Here is a 16,012-nt window from a genome sequence, read left to right on the forward strand (position 1 = left end):
CGATGCAAGTATTGAAGAACCGGCGCGCGATGCGTTGACATTCCGGGGCAGTGACTTTACATTTTGGGGCACTTGGGGGAACTCCTATGTCGACGCTGCTGCAACACGTGAACCTGACGGAGTTTGTCGACGTGGCCCGCCAGCTCGGCCTGGACCCTTACCGTCAACTGCGGCAAGCGGGTATCCGCCCGACGGCGCTGGTCGACCCGGAAATGCGCGTGCCGGCGAAGTCGGTCATGCAGTTGCTGGAGGACTCGGCACAGCTTGCGGGCCTGGAAGACCTCGGGCTACGCGTCGCGGAAGCCCGTGAACTGACCACGCTGGGCCCGCTGTGGACGGTGATGCGCGAGGGCGCCACCCTGCGCAACGCACTGGGTGCGTTGGCGCGCTACCTGCATTTGCTCAACGAAGCACTCGATCTGCGCCTCGAGGAAGTCGGGGACACCGCGGTCGTCAGGCTTGAATTCCTGGTGTCCGTGGACGGTTCCATGCGGCAATCGACCGAATTCATCATCTGCCTGTGGTTCCGGCTGTTCAAGCTGCTGTCGGGCTCGGCATGGAAGCCGCGCAGCGTCTGCTTCACCCACGCCGCGCCGTCGAGCCTTGCCACGCATCGGCGCGTGTTCGGCGTACCGGTGCGATTCCACCAGGATTTCGATGGCATCCTGCTGTCCGCCGCGGATCTCGACGTGGCAGGCGCGGCGTCGGACACGGCGCTGGGCCGCCATGCGCGCGAATTCCTCGATACCAAGCTGGCGCAGTCCGATTCCACCATGCCTGACAAGGTACGGAAGCTGGTATTCGCGCTGCTGCCCACCGGCGAGTGCGGGGCCGAACAGGTGGCCCGGCAACTTGGCATCGACCGCAAGACCATGCATCGCCATCTGGCAGCCCATGGACAGAACTACCTGTCCGTCGTCGATGCGGTCAGGGTCGACCTCGTCACGAGATACCTGAAGAACAACGAACGAGCGTTGTCGGACGTGGCGATCCTGATGGGCTTTTCCTCGCTCAGCGCCTTCTCCAGGTGGTTCTCCACGCGGTTCGGCTGCAGCGTGTCGGCGTGGCGCCGACAGCGGACGGCGCCCGCACCGGCACCGGCACCGGCCAATACGCACTAGACTCCGCGCGTTGCGCCTGCCCCGCTAACCCAGTCCGGGCCCAGGTCCGTGAGCGCCGGACAGCCGAGCAGGCCCAGCGTGCGGTCGATCTCGGCGCGCAGGATCGCCAGCGCGTGCGCGACCCCGGCCCGGCCGCCAGCCGCAAGGCCATACAGCGTGGCACGACCCGACATTGCCGCATCGGCCCCGAGCGCACGCGCCTTGACGAAATCGCCACCGCGCCGCAGGCCGCTGTCGACGATCAGCGTCATGTCCGGGCCAACCGCGGCGCGGATCTCGGGAAGCACCTCGATCGGCGCCACGCAGCTGTCGAGCTGGCGGCCGCCGTGGTTGGTGATGACTAGCGCGTCGACACCAAGCGCGCGGGCCCGCAACGCATCGTCCGGCCGCACGATACCCTTGAGGATGAGCTTGCGCGGCCACAATTCGCGCAGCCACTGCACGTCCTGCCAGTTCAGCGACGGATCCATCTGCCTTGACAGGAAGGTGGCCGCATTGCGCGCATCGTCCTGGCCCGGTGGAAGGATGTCGCCGAGATTGCGGAAGTGCGGCATGCCGTGCGGCACCAGCACATCCCACCACCACTTGGGCCGCAGGGCAACGTTGATCAGGTTGGCGACATCCAGCTTCATCGGGGCGCGATAGTTGCGCCGGTCCCACTCGCGGTTGCCGAGCATGGGCACGTCCGTGGTCACGACGATGGCTTCCGAGCCCGCCGCCTCGGCACGCCTGACAATCCCGGCGAGATTCTCGCGGTCCTTGAACGGATAGATCTGCATCCAGTGCCGCACGCCGGTTTCGGCAACACGTTCGAGCGCGACGGTCGACACCATGCTCTGGCACATCGGGATGCCCGCATCACGCGCGGCATGCGCGAGCGCCAGGTCGCCCTCGTGCGCGAGCAGTCCGTTGAAGCCGGTTGGCGCAATCACCGCCGGCATTTCGATGCGCTGGCCAAACAGCGTGCAGCCAGGATCGCGTACCGAGACGTCGACCAGCGTGCGCGGCGTGAAGGCGATGGCGTCATAACTGGCGCGGTTGCGATGCAGCGTCAGTTCATCGTCCGCGCCGCCCTCCAGGTACTCCAGGCAGAAGTTGGGCAGCCGCGCGGCCGCCATCGCGCGCAGCTCGGTAATGTTCTGGGCACGCCGCACGTCGCGGCCGCGATAGAGTCTGCGTTTCAGTGTCATGGGCACGAGTCGGGTCCGGTTGGCGCACCGTGGTTGGGGCTTTCCGATTATCCGAAGCGCGTCGCCTCCTTCGCCCCCTGCGCGAAGGAGGGGGCGAAACCCGAAAGAGCGGGCACGAAAGGACGGGACTACTCGAGACCTTCCAGCAGCCCCAGCAGTTGCGCGCGCCGTACGGCGTGCTTGCGCGTGCCGGCGCTGAGCTTGCCGAACAGGTTCTTCACATGCCACTTGGCCGTGACCTCGCCCACGCCGATGGCCTGCGCGATCTCCTTGTTGGAGAGATTGCGCGCCAGCAGTTCCAGGACTTCGCGTTCCTTTGGCGTCAGCACCGTGCTGGCCACGGCGCGCGGCTCCGTCACCGGGCGTTCGGCGCGGCGCGGCGTGCGCGCCACCGGCAACGGCTGGCCGGAGCCCGGCTCCGTGGCCTCTTCTTCCACCAGGCGCCTGGCCCAGTCGGCCAGCGCGGGATGCGCATCGACGAAGGTGCGCGCGAGACCATAGGTCTGCGCGAGGTTCATGGCTTCCTTCATGAGCGTCCGGCTATCGTCGCCACCGCGATGGCGCACGAACGCTTCCAGCGCCATGATCTCGATACGCTTGCGCCCGAGCTTCATGGCCTCCGCCGCAGGCGCCGCGCGGTGCAGCGCATCGAGCGCAGACGGCCAGTCCTGGGCGGCGATTGCCGCATTGGCGTGTGCCATGGCCTGCATCAGCGCCACGTCGCGGCGCCACAGTGGGCCGTGGTCCGCCTCCGCTTCAGCGACGAGTTCGTCAAGGCGGACGATCAGGGCCCGGCACGTCTCGGCGCGGAAGCGGCCGGCATGCATGCGCACCTGGTCCGCCAGGCTCGCCATGCAAAGCCGCGGCGTCCGGCGCGCGACACCCACTGCGTGCAGCGCTTCGAGCAGGTCGAGCGCACGGTGCTCGATGCCCTGCAGGGCTGCCACGCGCGCCGCGGTCAGGTATGCCAGCAACGACGTCTCGGCCGTGCCCGACCGCTCAAGTACGTCAAGCCGGTTGGCGAGCAGCGCAGCGGCTTCGTCGACGCGGCCGTTCTCGTAGACCGCCGCTGCCAGCAGCGACGCGAGCATGCACGCGAGCGGATGGCGGCGGCCGAGATCGGCTTCCGCGCTTGCCAGCGTGGGCCTCAGGATCGCTTCGCTCAACATCACCTGCCCCTCACGCAGGTAGCTGAGCCCGGTCACGAACTCGCCCCAGCGCGCTGCGTAGCGATGTCCCTCGCCAAGGTCGCCGCGCGGTGCGAGCTGCAGATGGCGCCGCGCATTCCCGGTCTGCCCATGCAGGATCGCGGCCATCGCCATACGGTTGGCATGCATCTGGGCGAGGCGCGGGTCGTGCGCGGCAGGCTGCTGCTGCCACGGCTCCAGCAGCGCCAGGCAACGGTCTGGCTGATCCGCGTAGTAGGCCGCGATACTCAGGATCAGCGCGCATTCATAGCGCAGGACGGTATCGTCGCCTGCGCCTTCGAGCATGCGTGCGACCAGCGCCTCGGCCTCCGCATGGCGCTCGCCCAGCGCAAGCACCCAGGCAGCGGCCAGGCGCAGCCCCGGGTAGCGGTCCAGTTCCGCGTCAGGCAGGCGCTCCAGCCATTCAAGCACGGTACCCAGCCGCCCCTGCATCACGGCATCATATAGCGAGCGCCCGGCCAACTCGTACGCCAGCGCATGCTGGCCCGCCGCGTGTGCGTGACGCGCGGCTTCTTCGGTGATGCCGCGCTCGGCAAGCCAGTGCAGCGCTCGCGCATGCAGTTCGGCCTGCTCATTGCGGGGCAGCTCGGCCAGGCGAGCCTGCAGCGCACCGCGCGCGAGCGCGTGGAGCCGGCACCAGTCGCTGTCGTCGCCGGAGACGAAGATCGGTGTCTCGCGGATCAGCCGCGCCAATTGCGCCGGCGCCTGCTCGTCGCCAGTCAGCGCATGGCACAGGTCCGGATGGACATGGTCGACGACGGCAATGCGCGTCAGGAACGCGACGTCGTCGGGCGTGAGCTTGTCGATCAGACCACCGACCAGGTGCTCGCCCTCGCCGGCCAGACGGGCTGCCATGGCATCCACGACGCTGCGTGGGTCGGCGCCCCGCTCCATGGCTGCCAGGACGAGTTGCAGGCCGAGTGGCCATCCGTCAGTCAACTCGTGCAGGCGCGCGCAACGGTCGGCATCGACCCGGTCGCCGAAGCGGTTGCGCACGAGAGTCAAGGTCTCATCGAAGCGGAAACGCAGTGCTTGCGCGCCGATGCCGGCGCATTGGCCGTACGCCGTCAGCTCAGTGACGGCGGTGTCGAACCCGCCGCGCGCCGCGACTACGATGCGCAGATTGGGCGGCGCGTTGTGCAGCAGGTAGAGCAATGCCGCAACGCCGTCCTGCGAAAGACGTTCGGCTTCGTCGACGATCAGCACGAGATCCAGCGAGGTCTGGGCCACCTCGGCAAGCCAGGCCGTGAGCCCTTCGGTGCTGCCGGGCGCCGCGGCCGCGCCTTCGAGCAGCGTGCGGCCAAAGCCGGGCCGCGCGCAGCCAGCGCGGACGGCAAGCACCAGGCATTGCAGGAAATGCAGCGGATCGTCGTGCGTGTCAGCGGAAATCCAGGCCACGGCCGCACCGTGCGCCAGGTACTCGCGGCGCCATTGCGCCAGCAGCAGCGTCTTGCCGAAACCCGGCGGTGCCTGCACGACAATCGCGGGCCGGTCGCGCAGCGCCTCGCTGTCGAGGCTCAGGCGCGCGCGCGCAAGCAGGTGCCGCGGCGCGCGCGGCGGCATGGTCTTGAGCGCAAGCTCGGAAAACGCGGCACCGGCGCCGCGGTTCACGGAGGTCATCTGGCAGGTACTGGTTGGCTGGGGTGCGACGCTCGCCGGGGCCTGCGTGCCGGGCTGCGTGCGCGGCAATGCAGCGTCCGTGGCTTCGCGCTGCCGTTGGGGGCGGCGTGCCTGGCTTGGAATCTGGTGTCTCATTATAGGCACACGGCGAGCCTGGCGGGCAATCGCCCCCTCCTCCGCGGAGGGGGCGTATCAGGGGTGCCGCAGCTAGCATCCGTCCAGGTCGAAACGGAACGCTAGGGGCATTCGATGCAGTGCATGGACGTGTGCGCGCTGAAGCAGGGACGCAGGCGGGTCGGAGTGCCGGCATGAGCCGTCCTTGCTCCGATGCCCACGCCATCACGTGCCGCCACCTGCTGGTGCCGCTCGATGAAGGGGATGCCTGCATGGCCACGGTCATCGGCGCCATCGAGTTGGCACGCATCGCAGCGGCACGGATCACGTTCGTCCATGTGCCGCCCCTGCCCACAGTGGCGCGCGCCTCTGTGAATCGCGGTCGCGAACTGCTCGCCAAGGCCGAGTCGGTGGCGCGGGCACAAGGGGTGCCATGTGCATCGACTGGCCAGGTCGAGGGCGACGCGCAAGCCGCCATCCCCGCAAGCGCGCAAAAGGCTGGCTGCGACCTGGTCTTCATCGGCCCCCACGGGCAGGAAGCGAGGACAAGATCGCTCGTGCAAGCGGTGCTCGCGGCCGGTGTTCCCGTATTCGCCATGCCGGATCACGCGCCGGCCATGCCGGAGCCGGCCATCTGCGCGATCCGCGACGAGCATCGCGCCCTTTGTACCGTATTGCGCGCCTGGCTGGACATGCTCACGGCTGCGAATGACCGCGGTGCCGGCGCGGATGTGCGGGTGATGCGCAACATGATCCGATTTATCGAAATCTTCCCGCTCGCACGCCAACATCCGTGCAAGCAGGCCTACCTCTACGAGAGGCTGCGCCGGCGCACGGCCCGGGCCGACGCCGAACTCGACGAACTGGAGCACCAGCATGAACGCGATGCACAGTGGATCGGCGCGCTCGCCGAGGCCGTCGAGCGGTTTGCGGCAGGCGGCCCGCTGGCCGAGCTGCTGGGCAAGGTCGATCACTACGCGCAGTTTGTCTGGGCGCGCATGGGGCGCGAGGAAGGCGTCATCCTGCCGGCGGCGCAGCGCTACCTGACTGAAGCGGACTGGGACAAGGTCAACGCCGCGTACGGCACAGCGAATCGCTGCAACGCGCCCGACGATGAGGACCGCGCGTTCGGCCCGTTGCTTGCGTACCTCGCCGACCTTCCGGATGCCGATTGCGTAGCGCGCCTCTGCGCGCAGGCAGACGACGTATCAATGCGACACAGCTAAGCGCACGGCCACGCACGTCGCATCGTGGCCTTTGGATCAAGACCGTCAAACGGGCGCCCATGAATGCGCCATTCACCCTCAGGAGGAGACCATGCAATTTCTCGACGATTCGCTGCACCCGGAGAACCAGGACAAAGTGGTGATCACCGTGGCCCCGTATGGCCCCGAGTGGATGCCGCAGGACTTTCCGGAAGACATTCCGGTGACCATGGAAGAACAGGTGCAGAAGGCCGTGGATTGCTACAACGCCGGCGCCACCGTGCTGCACCTGCATGTGCGCGAACTCGACGGCAAGGGTTCCAAGCGCCTGTCCAAGTTCAACGAACTGATCGCCGGCGTGCGCGCTGCCGTGCCGGACATGATCATTCAGGTCGGCGGCTCGATCTCGTTCGCACCGGAAGACGAAGGCGAAGCCGCCAAGTGGCTGTCGGACGACACCCGCCATATGCTGGCCGATCTCACCCCGAAGCCCGACCAGGTGACGGTGGCGATCAACACCACCCAGATGAACATCATGGAGCTGCTCTATCCCGAGTACCTGAAGGGTACCTCGCTGGAGCAGCCCGCCTACCAGGCCGCCTACCGCGAAATGACCGTGCCGGCCGGCCCGGGCTGGGTCGAAGAGCACCTGCGCCGCCTGAGCAACGCCGGCATCCAGCCGCACTTCCAGCTCACCGGCATCCACGCAATGGAAACGCTGGAGCGCATGGTGCGCGCCGGCAAGTACAAGGGCCCGCTGAACCTGACGTGGATCGGCATCGGCGGCGGCTTCGACGGTCCCAACCCGTTCAACTTCGTCAACTTCGTGCATCGCGCTCCGGACGGCTGCACGCTGACCGCCGAATCGCTGCTGAAGAACGTGCTGCCGTTCAACATGATGGCGATGGCCATGGGCCTGCACCCCCGCTGCGGCATCGAGGACACCATCATCGACCAGCATGGCAACCGCATGACTTCGGTGCAGCAGATCGAACAATGCGTGCGCGTGGCGAATGAACTGGGCCGCGAGATCGCCTCGGGCAAGGAAGCGCGCGAGATCTACCGCATCGGCACGTGGTACGACAGCGCCGAAGAAACGCTCGCCGCCCACGGCATGGCGCCCAACCGCCAGGCCGGCATCCGGAACCTGCCGCTGCGCGCTGCGTGATGCGCCAGGCCGCCCGCACTGCAGCGAACTGGCTGCGGCCAGGGCGGCCGGCTACCCTGTCCCTGACGGAGTCCGACATGTCCCATCGCCCCGCCCTCTTCGCATTCCGCAAGGTGGCCGCCGCAGTCATCCTGGCCGCCGCGATGCCTGCTGCCATGGCCTGGACCAGCAAACCGGTGCGCATGCTGGTGCCAGCGCCCGCCGGCGGCACCATGGACGTCATCGCGCGCGTGCTGGCCGAACAGCTCACAGTCGACCTCGGCCAGCCCGTGGTGGTCGACAACAAGCCGGGCGCGGGTGGCGGCATCGCCATCAACACCCTGCTGGCGGCGCCGGCGGACGGCCAGACCATCCTGGTCACCCTCACCAATGTCTTCACGGAAGTTCCTCAGGTGATGAAGGTTTCCTTCGATCCGGTGAAGGACGTAAAGCCCGTGGCCGCCGTCAGCAAGGTGACCATGGTGCTGGTCGGGTCGCCTGACTTGCCGGCCAGGGATCTGCCAGCCCTGATTCGCTACGTCAAGGCCAACCCCGGCAAACTGAGTTTCGCGTCGCCCAGCGCCGGGACGGTCGGCCACTATGCCGGCATGATCATGAACCAGAAGGCGGGCATCGACCTGCAGCACGTGCCATTTGCCGGCTCTCCGCCAGCCTTGACCCAGGTAATGGGCGGGCAGATCGCCGTGATGTATGACGGCATGGTGACCTCGCTGCCAATGATCAAGGCCGGCAAGCTGCGGCCCTACGCGCTTGCGGCGAAGCAGCGTTCGCCACTGTTGCCGCAGGTTCCGACCTTTGCGGAACTAGGCTATCCGGATATCGACTTCAGCAACTGGGGCGGTGTCTTCGTCTCCGCCAGGGTGCCTGCCGAGGTCAGCCAGAAAATCCAGGCCGCGGTCTACAAGGCGGCATCCAAGCCCCACGTGCAGGAACGGTTCGCGGCGCTCGGCATGGAGCCGGTGCCGGCCCAGGGCCTGCCGGAACTCAGTCAGGCACTGCGCACGGAATACGAGCGCAATGCCGGCATCGTCAAGACCTACCACATCCAGCCATGAGGTCCGCCCTTGCAGGCACCGGACCGGCTTGAAATTCTTCCAGGAGACCAAAATGGCAAAAGCAATCCGCTTCTACGAAACCGGCAGCGCCGACGTCCTCAAGCTCGAGACCGTCGAAGTCGGTGATCCCGGCCCGGGCCAGGCCCGCGTGCGTCACACCTATATCGCCGTCAATTTCATCGACATCTACTTCCGCACCGGCCACTATCCGCTGCAACTGCCCAACGGCCTGGGCTCCGATGCGGTTGGCGTGGTCGAAGCCGTCGGTCCGGGCGTGACCGACCTCCGCGTCGGTGACCGCGTCGGCTACCTGCTCGGCCCGCAGGGCGCCTACTCGGACGTGCGCGTGATGCCGGCGGAAGTCCTGATCCCGCTGCCCGATGGCGTCTCCGACCGCACGGCCTCGACGCTCATCATGAAGGGCATGACGGCCCAGTACCTGTTCCGCCAGGTGTACCCGCTCAAGGGTGGCGAGACCATCCTCTATCACGCTGCGGCGGGCGGCGTCGGCCTGATCGCATGCCAGTGGGCACGCGCGCTTGGCGTGACCATGATCGGCACGGTCAGCTCCGACGAGAAGGCCGAGGTCGCCAAGGCCAATGGCTGCACGCACACCATCGTCACATCGCGCGAGAACATCGTCGAACGCGTGATGGAGATCACCGACGGCAAGAAGGTACCGGTCGTCTTCGATTCGATCGGCAAGTCGACGCTGGATGCATCGCTGTCCTGCCTGCAGGTGCGCGGCACGCTCGTCAGCAACGGCACGACTTCGGGGCCGGTAGAGATCGACAGCCGCACGCTGGCGGCCAAGGGGTCGCTGTGGGTCACGCGTCCGGCCATGGTGCACTACGCCACGCCGCGCTCGCACATGCTGGATATGGCGAAGGAAGTGTTCGACATGGTGCTGGCCGGCAAGATCACGAGCGAGCCCCGCCAGAGCTTCGCGCTGGCCGATGCCGCCGAGGCCCATCGCGCGCTCGAATCAAGGAAGACCAGCGGCGCTACCGTGCTGGTGCCGTAACCGTTGCGTGCTGGCGCGGGCATCACCGCCAAAGCGCCAGCACGCATCACGATCAACGGGGCGACGTGTTCCTGGCACGATCGCCCCGCAGCCATTGCTGGATATCGGAGAAATCATGGACCTGAAGTTGAAAGGCAAGCGCGCAATCGTGACCGGCGGCAGCCGCGGCATTGGCAAGACGATTGCGCTGCAACTCGCACAGGAAGGGGTGGATGTCGTACTCGCTGCGCGCGGGAAGGAAGCGCTGGAAGCGACCGCTGCAGAACTTGCAGCGCTGACCGGCCGCCGCATTGTGCCGCTCACGGTCGACACCGCCGACAAGGCTTCCGTCGATGCCATGGTGGAGCAAGCGATCGAAACGCTGGGCGGCATCGATATCCTGGTCAATGCCGCAGCGCTGCCAGGCGGCATCTCGCCGGCCACGCAACTGGACCAGATCGTCGATGCGCAGGCACTCGAAGATATCGACATCAAGGTCATCGGCTATCTGCGCACCGCACGGGCGCTGGCGCCGCATCTGGCTGCCAACGGCTGGGGACGCATCATCAATATCGGTGGCCTGGCGATCTACCATACGGGCCGGCCCGTCGCCACGCTGCGCAATGTCGGCGTGGCGGCAATCACCAAGAACCTTGCAGATGAACTTGGCCCGAAGGGTATCAATGTCACCGCAGTCCACCCCGGACCTACCCGCACCGAGAAGACCGATGCGGCAACCGAGGCATGGGCGGCAACGAAGAGTAGCCTCGGCCGCATGGTCGATGCCAGCGAGGTTGCCTGCGTGGTGACCTTTCTCGCGTCACCACTGAGCGTGGCCATCAACGGAGAGGCCATCCCGGTCGGCGGCGGGACTCCGGGCATCATCCACTACTAAACGTGCCCTGAACTGCTGACAGCAGCCCCGCCGTGCTGGCCCGCCTCAGAGGGGCCAGGCCGGCGAGGTTGCCAATTGCGCCTAAGTCAGTGGGCCTGCTCTTCCTGAAGCCGCTGGCGCAGCACCGCGCGCAGATCCTCGCCATAGCCGGTAAGCGTGCCGCCATCCACCGCCAGCATCTGGCCGGTGATCATGTCGGCACGGTCGCTGGCCAGGAACGATACGGCTTCGCCGATCTCCTCGGGCTTGCAGAACCTGCCCAGCGGCACCGTGCGCCGAATCAGCGCCTCGCGCTTTTCCGCGCTCGCATACGCTTCAATGGCAGGCGTCAGGATGCCGCCGGGGCACACCGCATTGACGTTGATGCGCTGGTCCGCAAGCTCCCAGGCAAGATGCTGCGTCAGACCTGTGACCGCATGCTTGGATGCGGTGTAATCCACGCTGCTGAAGTAGGCCATGCGAATACCGGCAATGGAGTCGATATTGACGATCTTGCCCTTGCCCTGCGCCTTCATGGCAGGAATGACCGCCTGGCAGCAGAACAGGATGCCCTTGGCGTTCACTCCCATCACGCGGTCCCAGTTTTCTTCCGTGACGTCGCAGACCAGTGCGGAAGCGCCGCCGACGCCCGCGTTATTGACCAGGATGTCGATGGTGCCGAACGCCTCCAGCGTCTGGCGCGCCATGGCTTCCGTATCGGCCTTCTTGCTGATATCGGCGCGGATGGCGATTGCACGCTTGCCGTCCGGATCGATGCTGGCAGCGACGCGTGCAGCGGCGTCAAGGTTCAGGTCCACCACGGCAATCCTGGCCCCTTCACGCGCCAGCACGCGCGCAATGCCTTCGCCACCGCCCTGCCCGCCGCCCGTAATGATGGCGACCTTGTCCTTCAGCTCCATTCTCATCTCCTTGCGATCTTGCGTCGGATGTCGATACCGTTGGCCTTGACCAATCTCAGCAAGTATCCAGCAACAGCGCGGAGCGTTTTGACAATCCGGGGCACCAGATTGACATTTCGGGGCGGCGAGGGAAATCACGAACGTCACTTCATCAGCGAGCCCTTTCCCAATCGAATCCTCCCGGCTTGCCGCCCACAAACGCCGCAATGGCGTCCGCATGGAACGCAGAAGCGGACGCGACGCCCTGCGCCTGCGTTTCGAGTTCAAGCATGGTTTCGTATGGCGTCTCGAACGACCGGTTCAGCAGCCGCTTGGTCAGCGCGACGGCCGCGGGCGGAGCCGGTACCAGCCGCGCCGCAAACTTGCGCGCTTCATCGGCCAGGCTGTCGGCCGAATGGATCGCATGCACCATGCCAACCGCCTTGGCCTCGGCTGCCGACAGGCGGCGCGCCGTGTACATCAGCTCTTTCGCCAGCGAGAGCCCCACCACGCGCGGCAGTTCGTAAAGCGCGCCCATGTCGGGCACCAGACCGATCTTCGAAAACGACATCGAGAAGAACGCGCGGTCGGAAGCCAGCACAAAATCCGCCACCAGCGCGATCGAGAAGCCTGCACCCGCTGCCGCGCCATCCACCGCGGCGATGACCGGAATCTCCAGGCTGCGCAAGCGCCGCAGCCACTGGTGCGAGGTCCGCACGCGCCGGCACATCAGTTCCGGACCGCTGGTACCCGGGCCCACTTCCTCCTGCATGCGTTTCACGGACTTCAGGTCTCCGCCTGCGCAGAAGCTGCCGCCCGACCCCGTGATGATCAGGACGCGAACGCTTCGATCGGCCTCGATCTGGTCCAGCATGTCGAAATAGTCCGCACGCAACTCGTTCGAGAATGCATTACGGCTGGCCGGCTGCTGGTGGGTCAGCTCGGCAACGCCATTCGCAATGCGCAGCATGGAGTGGCGAAGCTGGATGTCGCGGTCTTCCATTGTGGTTCCTTCGTGAATGATGGTGGCTTGCGCGTCCCGGCAAATTTGCTCAGTAGCCCTTGAACTGCGGCTCACGCTTCTCGACGAACGCGCGCAGGCCTTCCTGGATGTCCCACGAACGCTTGTGGTCGCGCAGCTCGAGCACTTCGTGGCGCAGCGCGTCGGCCAGCGACTTGTCGGCACTTTCGCTGGCCACGCGCTTCATGCGCGTCAGCACCAGCGGGCTCTTCTTCGCCAGCTTCTCGCCGAGCGCCTGTGCGCGCTCAAGCAGTTCGGCGGCGGGCAGCACCTCGTTGACGAGGCCGTACATGCGCATGTCGGCCGCGCTCAGCGAATCGCCCGTGAACAGCAGGTAGTTCGCCACGTTGGCCGGCACCTTGCGCGGCAGGATCGCCGCACCACCGCCCCCCGGGAACACGCCGAAGTTGGAATGCGCGTCGCCAAGGCGAGCGGTGTCGGCGGCGAGCACGATGTCGCAGGACAGCACCAGCTCCATGCCGCCAGCCAGCGCCAGACCATTGACGACGGCCATCACGGGTTTCGGAAACGTGCGCAGCGTGGTGAAGAACTCGACGATGTTGTCGAGCGAATCACGCTCCCCGGGCTCGGTCGAGGACTTGGCGCCCTTCAGATCGGCGCCCGTGCAGAATGCGCGCTCGCCAGTACCGGTGAACGCCAGCACGCGCACAGCCGGGTCATCGCGCCACGCCTTGAGTTGCGCGGTCATGCCCTCGACCATCGCGGGCGTCATGCTGTTGAGCGCTTGCGGACGGTCCAGGGTGATCCAGGCAACCGCGCCGACTACGGTGGGTACGAAACTCATTCTGATGTCTCCGTGATCTCTGTGTCAGATGGGAAGGATGGTGGCCATATCCATGCTTTGATGCCATTCTACTTATTTGCTTGTCGATAGCAAGTATGTAGATAAAGGAATTCAGGGCGTATGAAGGTAATGCCGCAGAGAAGCGGCTTGGAGCCTACAAGGAAAGGGAATCAGAAACGGGCGAACGCCGTGGCTGTTGGCGTGGCCGCGCGTTGCACGGCCGACCGGCAGAAAGCCCGGGCTCAGGCTTGTGAGCCGGAGCCTTGTCCGTAGTCGTGGGGACGCAGTTCCCGCTCCACGGCATGGAGGGCCACGTCGCGCGTGCGCTTCCAGTTCTTGGAGGGGGCGCCGAGATAGAACTGCGCCGATACACCGCGCAACATGCCGAGCATCATGGCTGCCTGCGCGGCCGCATCGACGTCCTCGCGAATCTCGCCGCGACGGATGCCGGTGCGGATCTCCTTGCGGAAGTGCGTGAGTGTCGAGTCGGTAAATGCTTCAAGCGCCGTGGCCAGTTCTCCACCGGAAACGAATACATCGGAGAAAAGCACATGCATGGCAAGCAGCCCGCGGTCGCGGTTGCCCGAACGATCGAGATACATCCGCATCGTCCCCAGTACCGAGTCCAGCCCCGGCTGCATATTGGCCGCAAGCCGCGCTTCGCGGAACTCGTCCACGATATCGACGATCAGCGCCTTGAGCAACCCCTCCTTGCTGCCGTAGTGGTGGGCCGGCAAGCCTCGGCTGTAGCCAGCACGCTCGCCCACCTCGCCAAGTGTCATGCGCACCACGCCCTTCTCGACAACGAGCTCCAGCGCGGCGTCAAGCACGCGGCGTTCTGCCTCGGCGCGGCGTTCATGCTGGGTACGGCGTGGTTTTGCTGCCTGGGTCGTGGTGGCCTGGTCCATATCGGCGGGGATCGGGAAACGGTTTGTGCCGCATGATAGCACCGCACCTTGCATGTCGGACTCATCGCGGCCTTGGACCCCGCATATTTTCTTGCTTGCTAATAACAAGTATCTTAGTATTCTGATGGTACGAACGTGCGCGCGAAGTACAACACTCCACCGCGGGGCACGGGACCCAATCTTTGACTCGACGGAACAGCAATGACAGATACCACAGCAGCCCTGCTCAGCGAGCAGGAAATCATGATCCGCGACTCGGCCCGCAAGGTCGCTACCGAAGTCGTCGCCGCCACCGCGGCCGAACGTGACCGCACCAGCGCCTGGCCGCGCGACGAACTCAAGACCGTCGGCCAGCTCGGCTTTCTCGGCATGCACATCCCCGAGGAGTATGGCGGCAGCAAGTCCACCTTCACCGAATACTGCCTTGCACTCGAGGAATTCTCGGCCGCGGATGCCGGTTTTGCGACCATCATCCACGTCCATAACGGCATGGGCGGCAAGCTCGCGCGCTACGGCACCGAGGCGCAGAAGCGCAAATACCTGCCCGGCCTGGCCAGCGGCGAATCCATCGGCTGCGGCCTGTGGACCGAGCCGCAGGCCGGCTCCGACACCTCGGCGTTCCGCACCACCGCGCGCCGCGAAGGCGACCACTACGTGCTCAATGGCACGAAGCAGTTCATCTCCAACGGCAGCGAGGCTGGGTTCGCCTTCGCGCTCGCCATCACGGACAAGGCCGCCGGCAAGCGCGGTGCGAGCTGGTTCATCGTCGACCCGAAGGCGCCCGGCTACAACGTTACGCGCATTGAAACGAAGATGGGCCAGCACACCGCTCACACGGCGCAGATCCAGCTCGAAGACCATCGTGTCCCGGTGGAAAACCTGCTCGGCGAAGAAGGCACCGCGTATAGCCGCATGCTCGGCGGCATGTCGGAGGGACGGATCGGCATCGCGGCGCTCGCTGTCGGCGTCGCCCGTGCCGCGCTGGAAGCAGCGGTGAAGTATGCCAAAGAGCGCGAGGCCTACGGTGCGCCGATCATCAAGCTTCAGGGCGTGAGTTTTGATCTTGCCGACATGGCGACGCAGGTGGAGGTGGCACACCAGTTTGTTCTCCATGCTGCGCGCATGCATGATGCGGGGGTGCCTTGCAGCAAGGAAGCGTCGATGGCCAAGCTGTTTGCTGCGGATATGGCGGAGAAGGTTTGCTCCGGTGCCATGCAGATCCACGGGGGGTATGGTTATCTCAGTGATTTTCCGGTCGAGCGCTACTATCGGGATGCGCGAGTCACCAGGATTTATGAGGGGACGAGCCACATCCAGAAGGTGATTATTGCGCGGAGTTTGATGGCGGGATGAAACACGGAGGCCGGCCGGCAGGTTTTGGGTCAGAGCCGGTTGTCGTTCTGGCATACGCCGTTGTTTCGCCGGCGTAGCCGGCGGGGCTTGTCGTTCGGGCTGGGTTATCGCTCTTCGCTGGCGCTGCTGTTTCGCCGGCGTAGCCGGCGACCTACTTTTACCCGAGCGGTAAAAGTAGGCAAAAGCGCGTTTACGTGGTCAACCCAAGGCTCAATGCCATTGGGGCATCAGAGGTCCGCTGGACTGCCTGCCGCGTAGATGATTAGGATGGGACAGCGCGTACGAGCGAACCCGGATTAGGGAGTGGTCCCTGCTAACACCCTCATCGCGGGGACGCCTACGGCTGCGCTACGCGCGGCTCGGAGTAAGTCCGCTGAAGTCTAGCCCTAACCTCGCCTCAGTGACGAAGCCTCCGGCGCATTGCATGCGCGTAGAGACAGGCATCAGGAACTGGAACGGGGACTCGGG

Annotated in this window: 13 protein-coding genes; 7 read left to right on the forward strand and 6 right to left on the reverse strand. The window is 65.9% G+C overall.

Features of this window, described 5'->3' with window-relative positions; genetic code table 11:
• The first annotated feature begins 86 nt into the window (after positions 1 to 86).
• The gene (locus KHO41_RS18315; RefSeq protein WP_211954701.1) at positions 87 to 1,121 is read left to right on the forward strand and encodes an AraC family transcriptional regulator; all 1,035 of its coding nucleotides are present in this window, start codon (positions 87 to 89) and stop codon (positions 1,119 to 1,121) included.
• On the opposite strand, the gene KHO41_RS18320 is transcribed toward KHO41_RS18315, so the two are convergent.
• Positions 1,118 to 2,311: an alpha-hydroxy acid oxidase gene (locus KHO41_RS18320; protein WP_211954702.1), complete on the reverse strand. Its 1,194-nt coding sequence runs from the start codon at positions 2,309 to 2,311 to the stop codon at positions 1,118 to 1,120. The two genes, KHO41_RS18315 and KHO41_RS18320, sit on opposite strands and share 4 nt — an antisense overlap.
• 128 nt (positions 2,312 to 2,439) lie before the next feature.
• Positions 2,440 to 5,139 carry a LuxR C-terminal-related transcriptional regulator gene (locus tag KHO41_RS18325; RefSeq protein WP_211954703.1) on the reverse strand — a complete coding sequence of 900 codons (2,700 nt, stop codon included), beginning with the start codon at positions 5,137 to 5,139 and terminating at the stop codon, positions 2,440 to 2,442.
• A 308-nt stretch (positions 5,140 to 5,447) separates the two neighbouring features.
• Here KHO41_RS18325 and KHO41_RS18330 point away from each other — a divergent pair, with 308 nt between their 5' ends.
• From KHO41_RS18330 to KHO41_RS18350, 5 genes are all read left to right on the forward strand, one after another.
• Entirely contained in the window at positions 5,448 to 6,479 is a 1,032-nt protein-coding gene (locus tag KHO41_RS18330) for a hemerythrin domain-containing protein (RefSeq protein ID WP_211954704.1), read from the forward strand.
• A gap of 91 nt (positions 6,480 to 6,570) precedes the next feature.
• Positions 6,571 to 7,626: a BKACE family enzyme gene (locus KHO41_RS18335; protein WP_211954705.1), complete on the forward strand. Its 1,056-nt coding sequence runs from the start codon at positions 6,571 to 6,573 to the stop codon at positions 7,624 to 7,626.
• A 77-nt stretch (positions 7,627 to 7,703) separates the two neighbouring features.
• The gene (locus tag KHO41_RS18340; RefSeq protein ID WP_211954706.1) at positions 7,704 to 8,681 is read left to right on the forward strand and encodes a tripartite tricarboxylate transporter substrate binding protein; all 978 of its coding nucleotides are present in this window, start codon (positions 7,704 to 7,706) and stop codon (positions 8,679 to 8,681) included.
• 52 nt (positions 8,682 to 8,733) lie between these two features.
• Positions 8,734 to 9,705, forward strand: coding sequence for a quinone oxidoreductase family protein (locus KHO41_RS18345; protein WP_211954707.1), 972 nt, complete (start codon positions 8,734 to 8,736; stop codon positions 9,703 to 9,705).
• A 115-nt stretch (positions 9,706 to 9,820) separates the two neighbouring features.
• Positions 9,821 to 10,579, forward strand: coding sequence for an SDR family NAD(P)-dependent oxidoreductase (locus KHO41_RS18350; RefSeq protein ID WP_211954708.1), 759 nt, complete (start codon positions 9,821 to 9,823; stop codon positions 10,577 to 10,579).
• Between the two features lie 86 nt (positions 10,580 to 10,665).
• On the opposite strand, the gene KHO41_RS18355 is transcribed toward KHO41_RS18350, so the two are convergent.
• The 4 genes from KHO41_RS18355 to KHO41_RS18370 form a co-directional block, all read right to left on the reverse strand.
• Positions 10,666 to 11,478 (reverse strand): SDR family NAD(P)-dependent oxidoreductase, encoded by an 813-nt coding sequence (locus tag KHO41_RS18355; RefSeq protein WP_211954709.1) that lies wholly within the window; start codon positions 11,476 to 11,478, stop codon positions 10,666 to 10,668.
• A gap of 151 nt (positions 11,479 to 11,629) precedes the next feature.
• Positions 11,630 to 12,460 (reverse strand): enoyl-CoA hydratase/isomerase family protein, encoded by an 831-nt coding sequence (locus tag KHO41_RS18360; RefSeq protein WP_211954710.1) that lies wholly within the window; start codon positions 12,458 to 12,460, stop codon positions 11,630 to 11,632.
• A 49-nt stretch (positions 12,461 to 12,509) separates the two neighbouring features.
• Positions 12,510 to 13,283, reverse strand: coding sequence for an enoyl-CoA hydratase/isomerase family protein (locus KHO41_RS18365; RefSeq protein WP_211954711.1), 774 nt, complete (start codon positions 13,281 to 13,283; stop codon positions 12,510 to 12,512).
• A gap of 242 nt (positions 13,284 to 13,525) precedes the next feature.
• Positions 13,526 to 14,245, reverse strand: a complete 720-nt coding sequence (locus tag KHO41_RS18370; protein ID WP_211954712.1) for a TetR/AcrR family transcriptional regulator — start codon at positions 14,243 to 14,245, stop codon at positions 13,526 to 13,528.
• A gap of 147 nt (positions 14,246 to 14,392) precedes the next feature.
• Here KHO41_RS18370 and KHO41_RS18375 point away from each other — a divergent pair, with 147 nt between their 5' ends.
• Positions 14,393 to 15,544 carry an acyl-CoA dehydrogenase family protein gene (locus KHO41_RS18375; RefSeq protein WP_211954713.1) on the forward strand — a complete coding sequence of 384 codons (1,152 nt, stop codon included), beginning with the start codon at positions 14,393 to 14,395 and terminating at the stop codon, positions 15,542 to 15,544.
• The last annotated feature ends 468 nt before the right edge of the window (positions 15,545 to 16,012 follow it).

The organism is Cupriavidus numazuensis, from assembly GCF_905397435.1.
GTDB classification, from domain to species: domain Bacteria; phylum Pseudomonadota; class Gammaproteobacteria; order Burkholderiales; family Burkholderiaceae; genus Cupriavidus; species Cupriavidus numazuensis.

What these genes read in the sequence shown, in the direction of transcription:
- KHO41_RS18315 (WP_211954701.1), top strand. Translation starts at nt 87, where the DNA reads ATGTCGACGCTGCTGCAACACGTGAACCTGACGGAGTTTGTCGACGTG.
- KHO41_RS18320 (WP_211954702.1), bottom strand. Translation starts at nt 2,311, where the DNA reads ATGACACTGAAACGCAGACTCTATCGCGGCCGCGACGTGCGGCGTGCC.
- KHO41_RS18325 (WP_211954703.1), bottom strand. Translation starts at nt 5,139, where the DNA reads ATGACCTCCGTGAACCGCGGCGCCGGTGCCGCGTTTTCCGAGCTTGCG.
- KHO41_RS18330 (WP_211954704.1), top strand. Translation starts at nt 5,448, where the DNA reads ATGAGCCGTCCTTGCTCCGATGCCCACGCCATCACGTGCCGCCACCTG.
- KHO41_RS18335 (WP_211954705.1), top strand. Translation starts at nt 6,571, where the DNA reads ATGCAATTTCTCGACGATTCGCTGCACCCGGAGAACCAGGACAAAGTG.
- KHO41_RS18340 (WP_211954706.1), top strand. Translation starts at nt 7,704, where the DNA reads ATGTCCCATCGCCCCGCCCTCTTCGCATTCCGCAAGGTGGCCGCCGCA.
- KHO41_RS18345 (WP_211954707.1), top strand. Translation starts at nt 8,734, where the DNA reads ATGGCAAAAGCAATCCGCTTCTACGAAACCGGCAGCGCCGACGTCCTC.
- KHO41_RS18350 (WP_211954708.1), top strand. Translation starts at nt 9,821, where the DNA reads ATGGACCTGAAGTTGAAAGGCAAGCGCGCAATCGTGACCGGCGGCAGC.
- KHO41_RS18355 (WP_211954709.1), bottom strand. Translation starts at nt 11,478, where the DNA reads ATGGAGCTGAAGGACAAGGTCGCCATCATTACGGGCGGCGGGCAGGGC.
- KHO41_RS18360 (WP_211954710.1), bottom strand. Translation starts at nt 12,460, where the DNA reads ATGGAAGACCGCGACATCCAGCTTCGCCACTCCATGCTGCGCATTGCG.
- KHO41_RS18365 (WP_211954711.1), bottom strand. Translation starts at nt 13,283, where the DNA reads ATGAGTTTCGTACCCACCGTAGTCGGCGCGGTTGCCTGGATCACCCTG.
- KHO41_RS18370 (WP_211954712.1), bottom strand. Translation starts at nt 14,245, where the DNA reads ATGCAAGGTGCGGTGCTATCATGCGGCACAAACCGTTTCCCGATCCCC.
- KHO41_RS18375 (WP_211954713.1), top strand. Translation starts at nt 14,393, where the DNA reads ATGACAGATACCACAGCAGCCCTGCTCAGCGAGCAGGAAATCATGATC.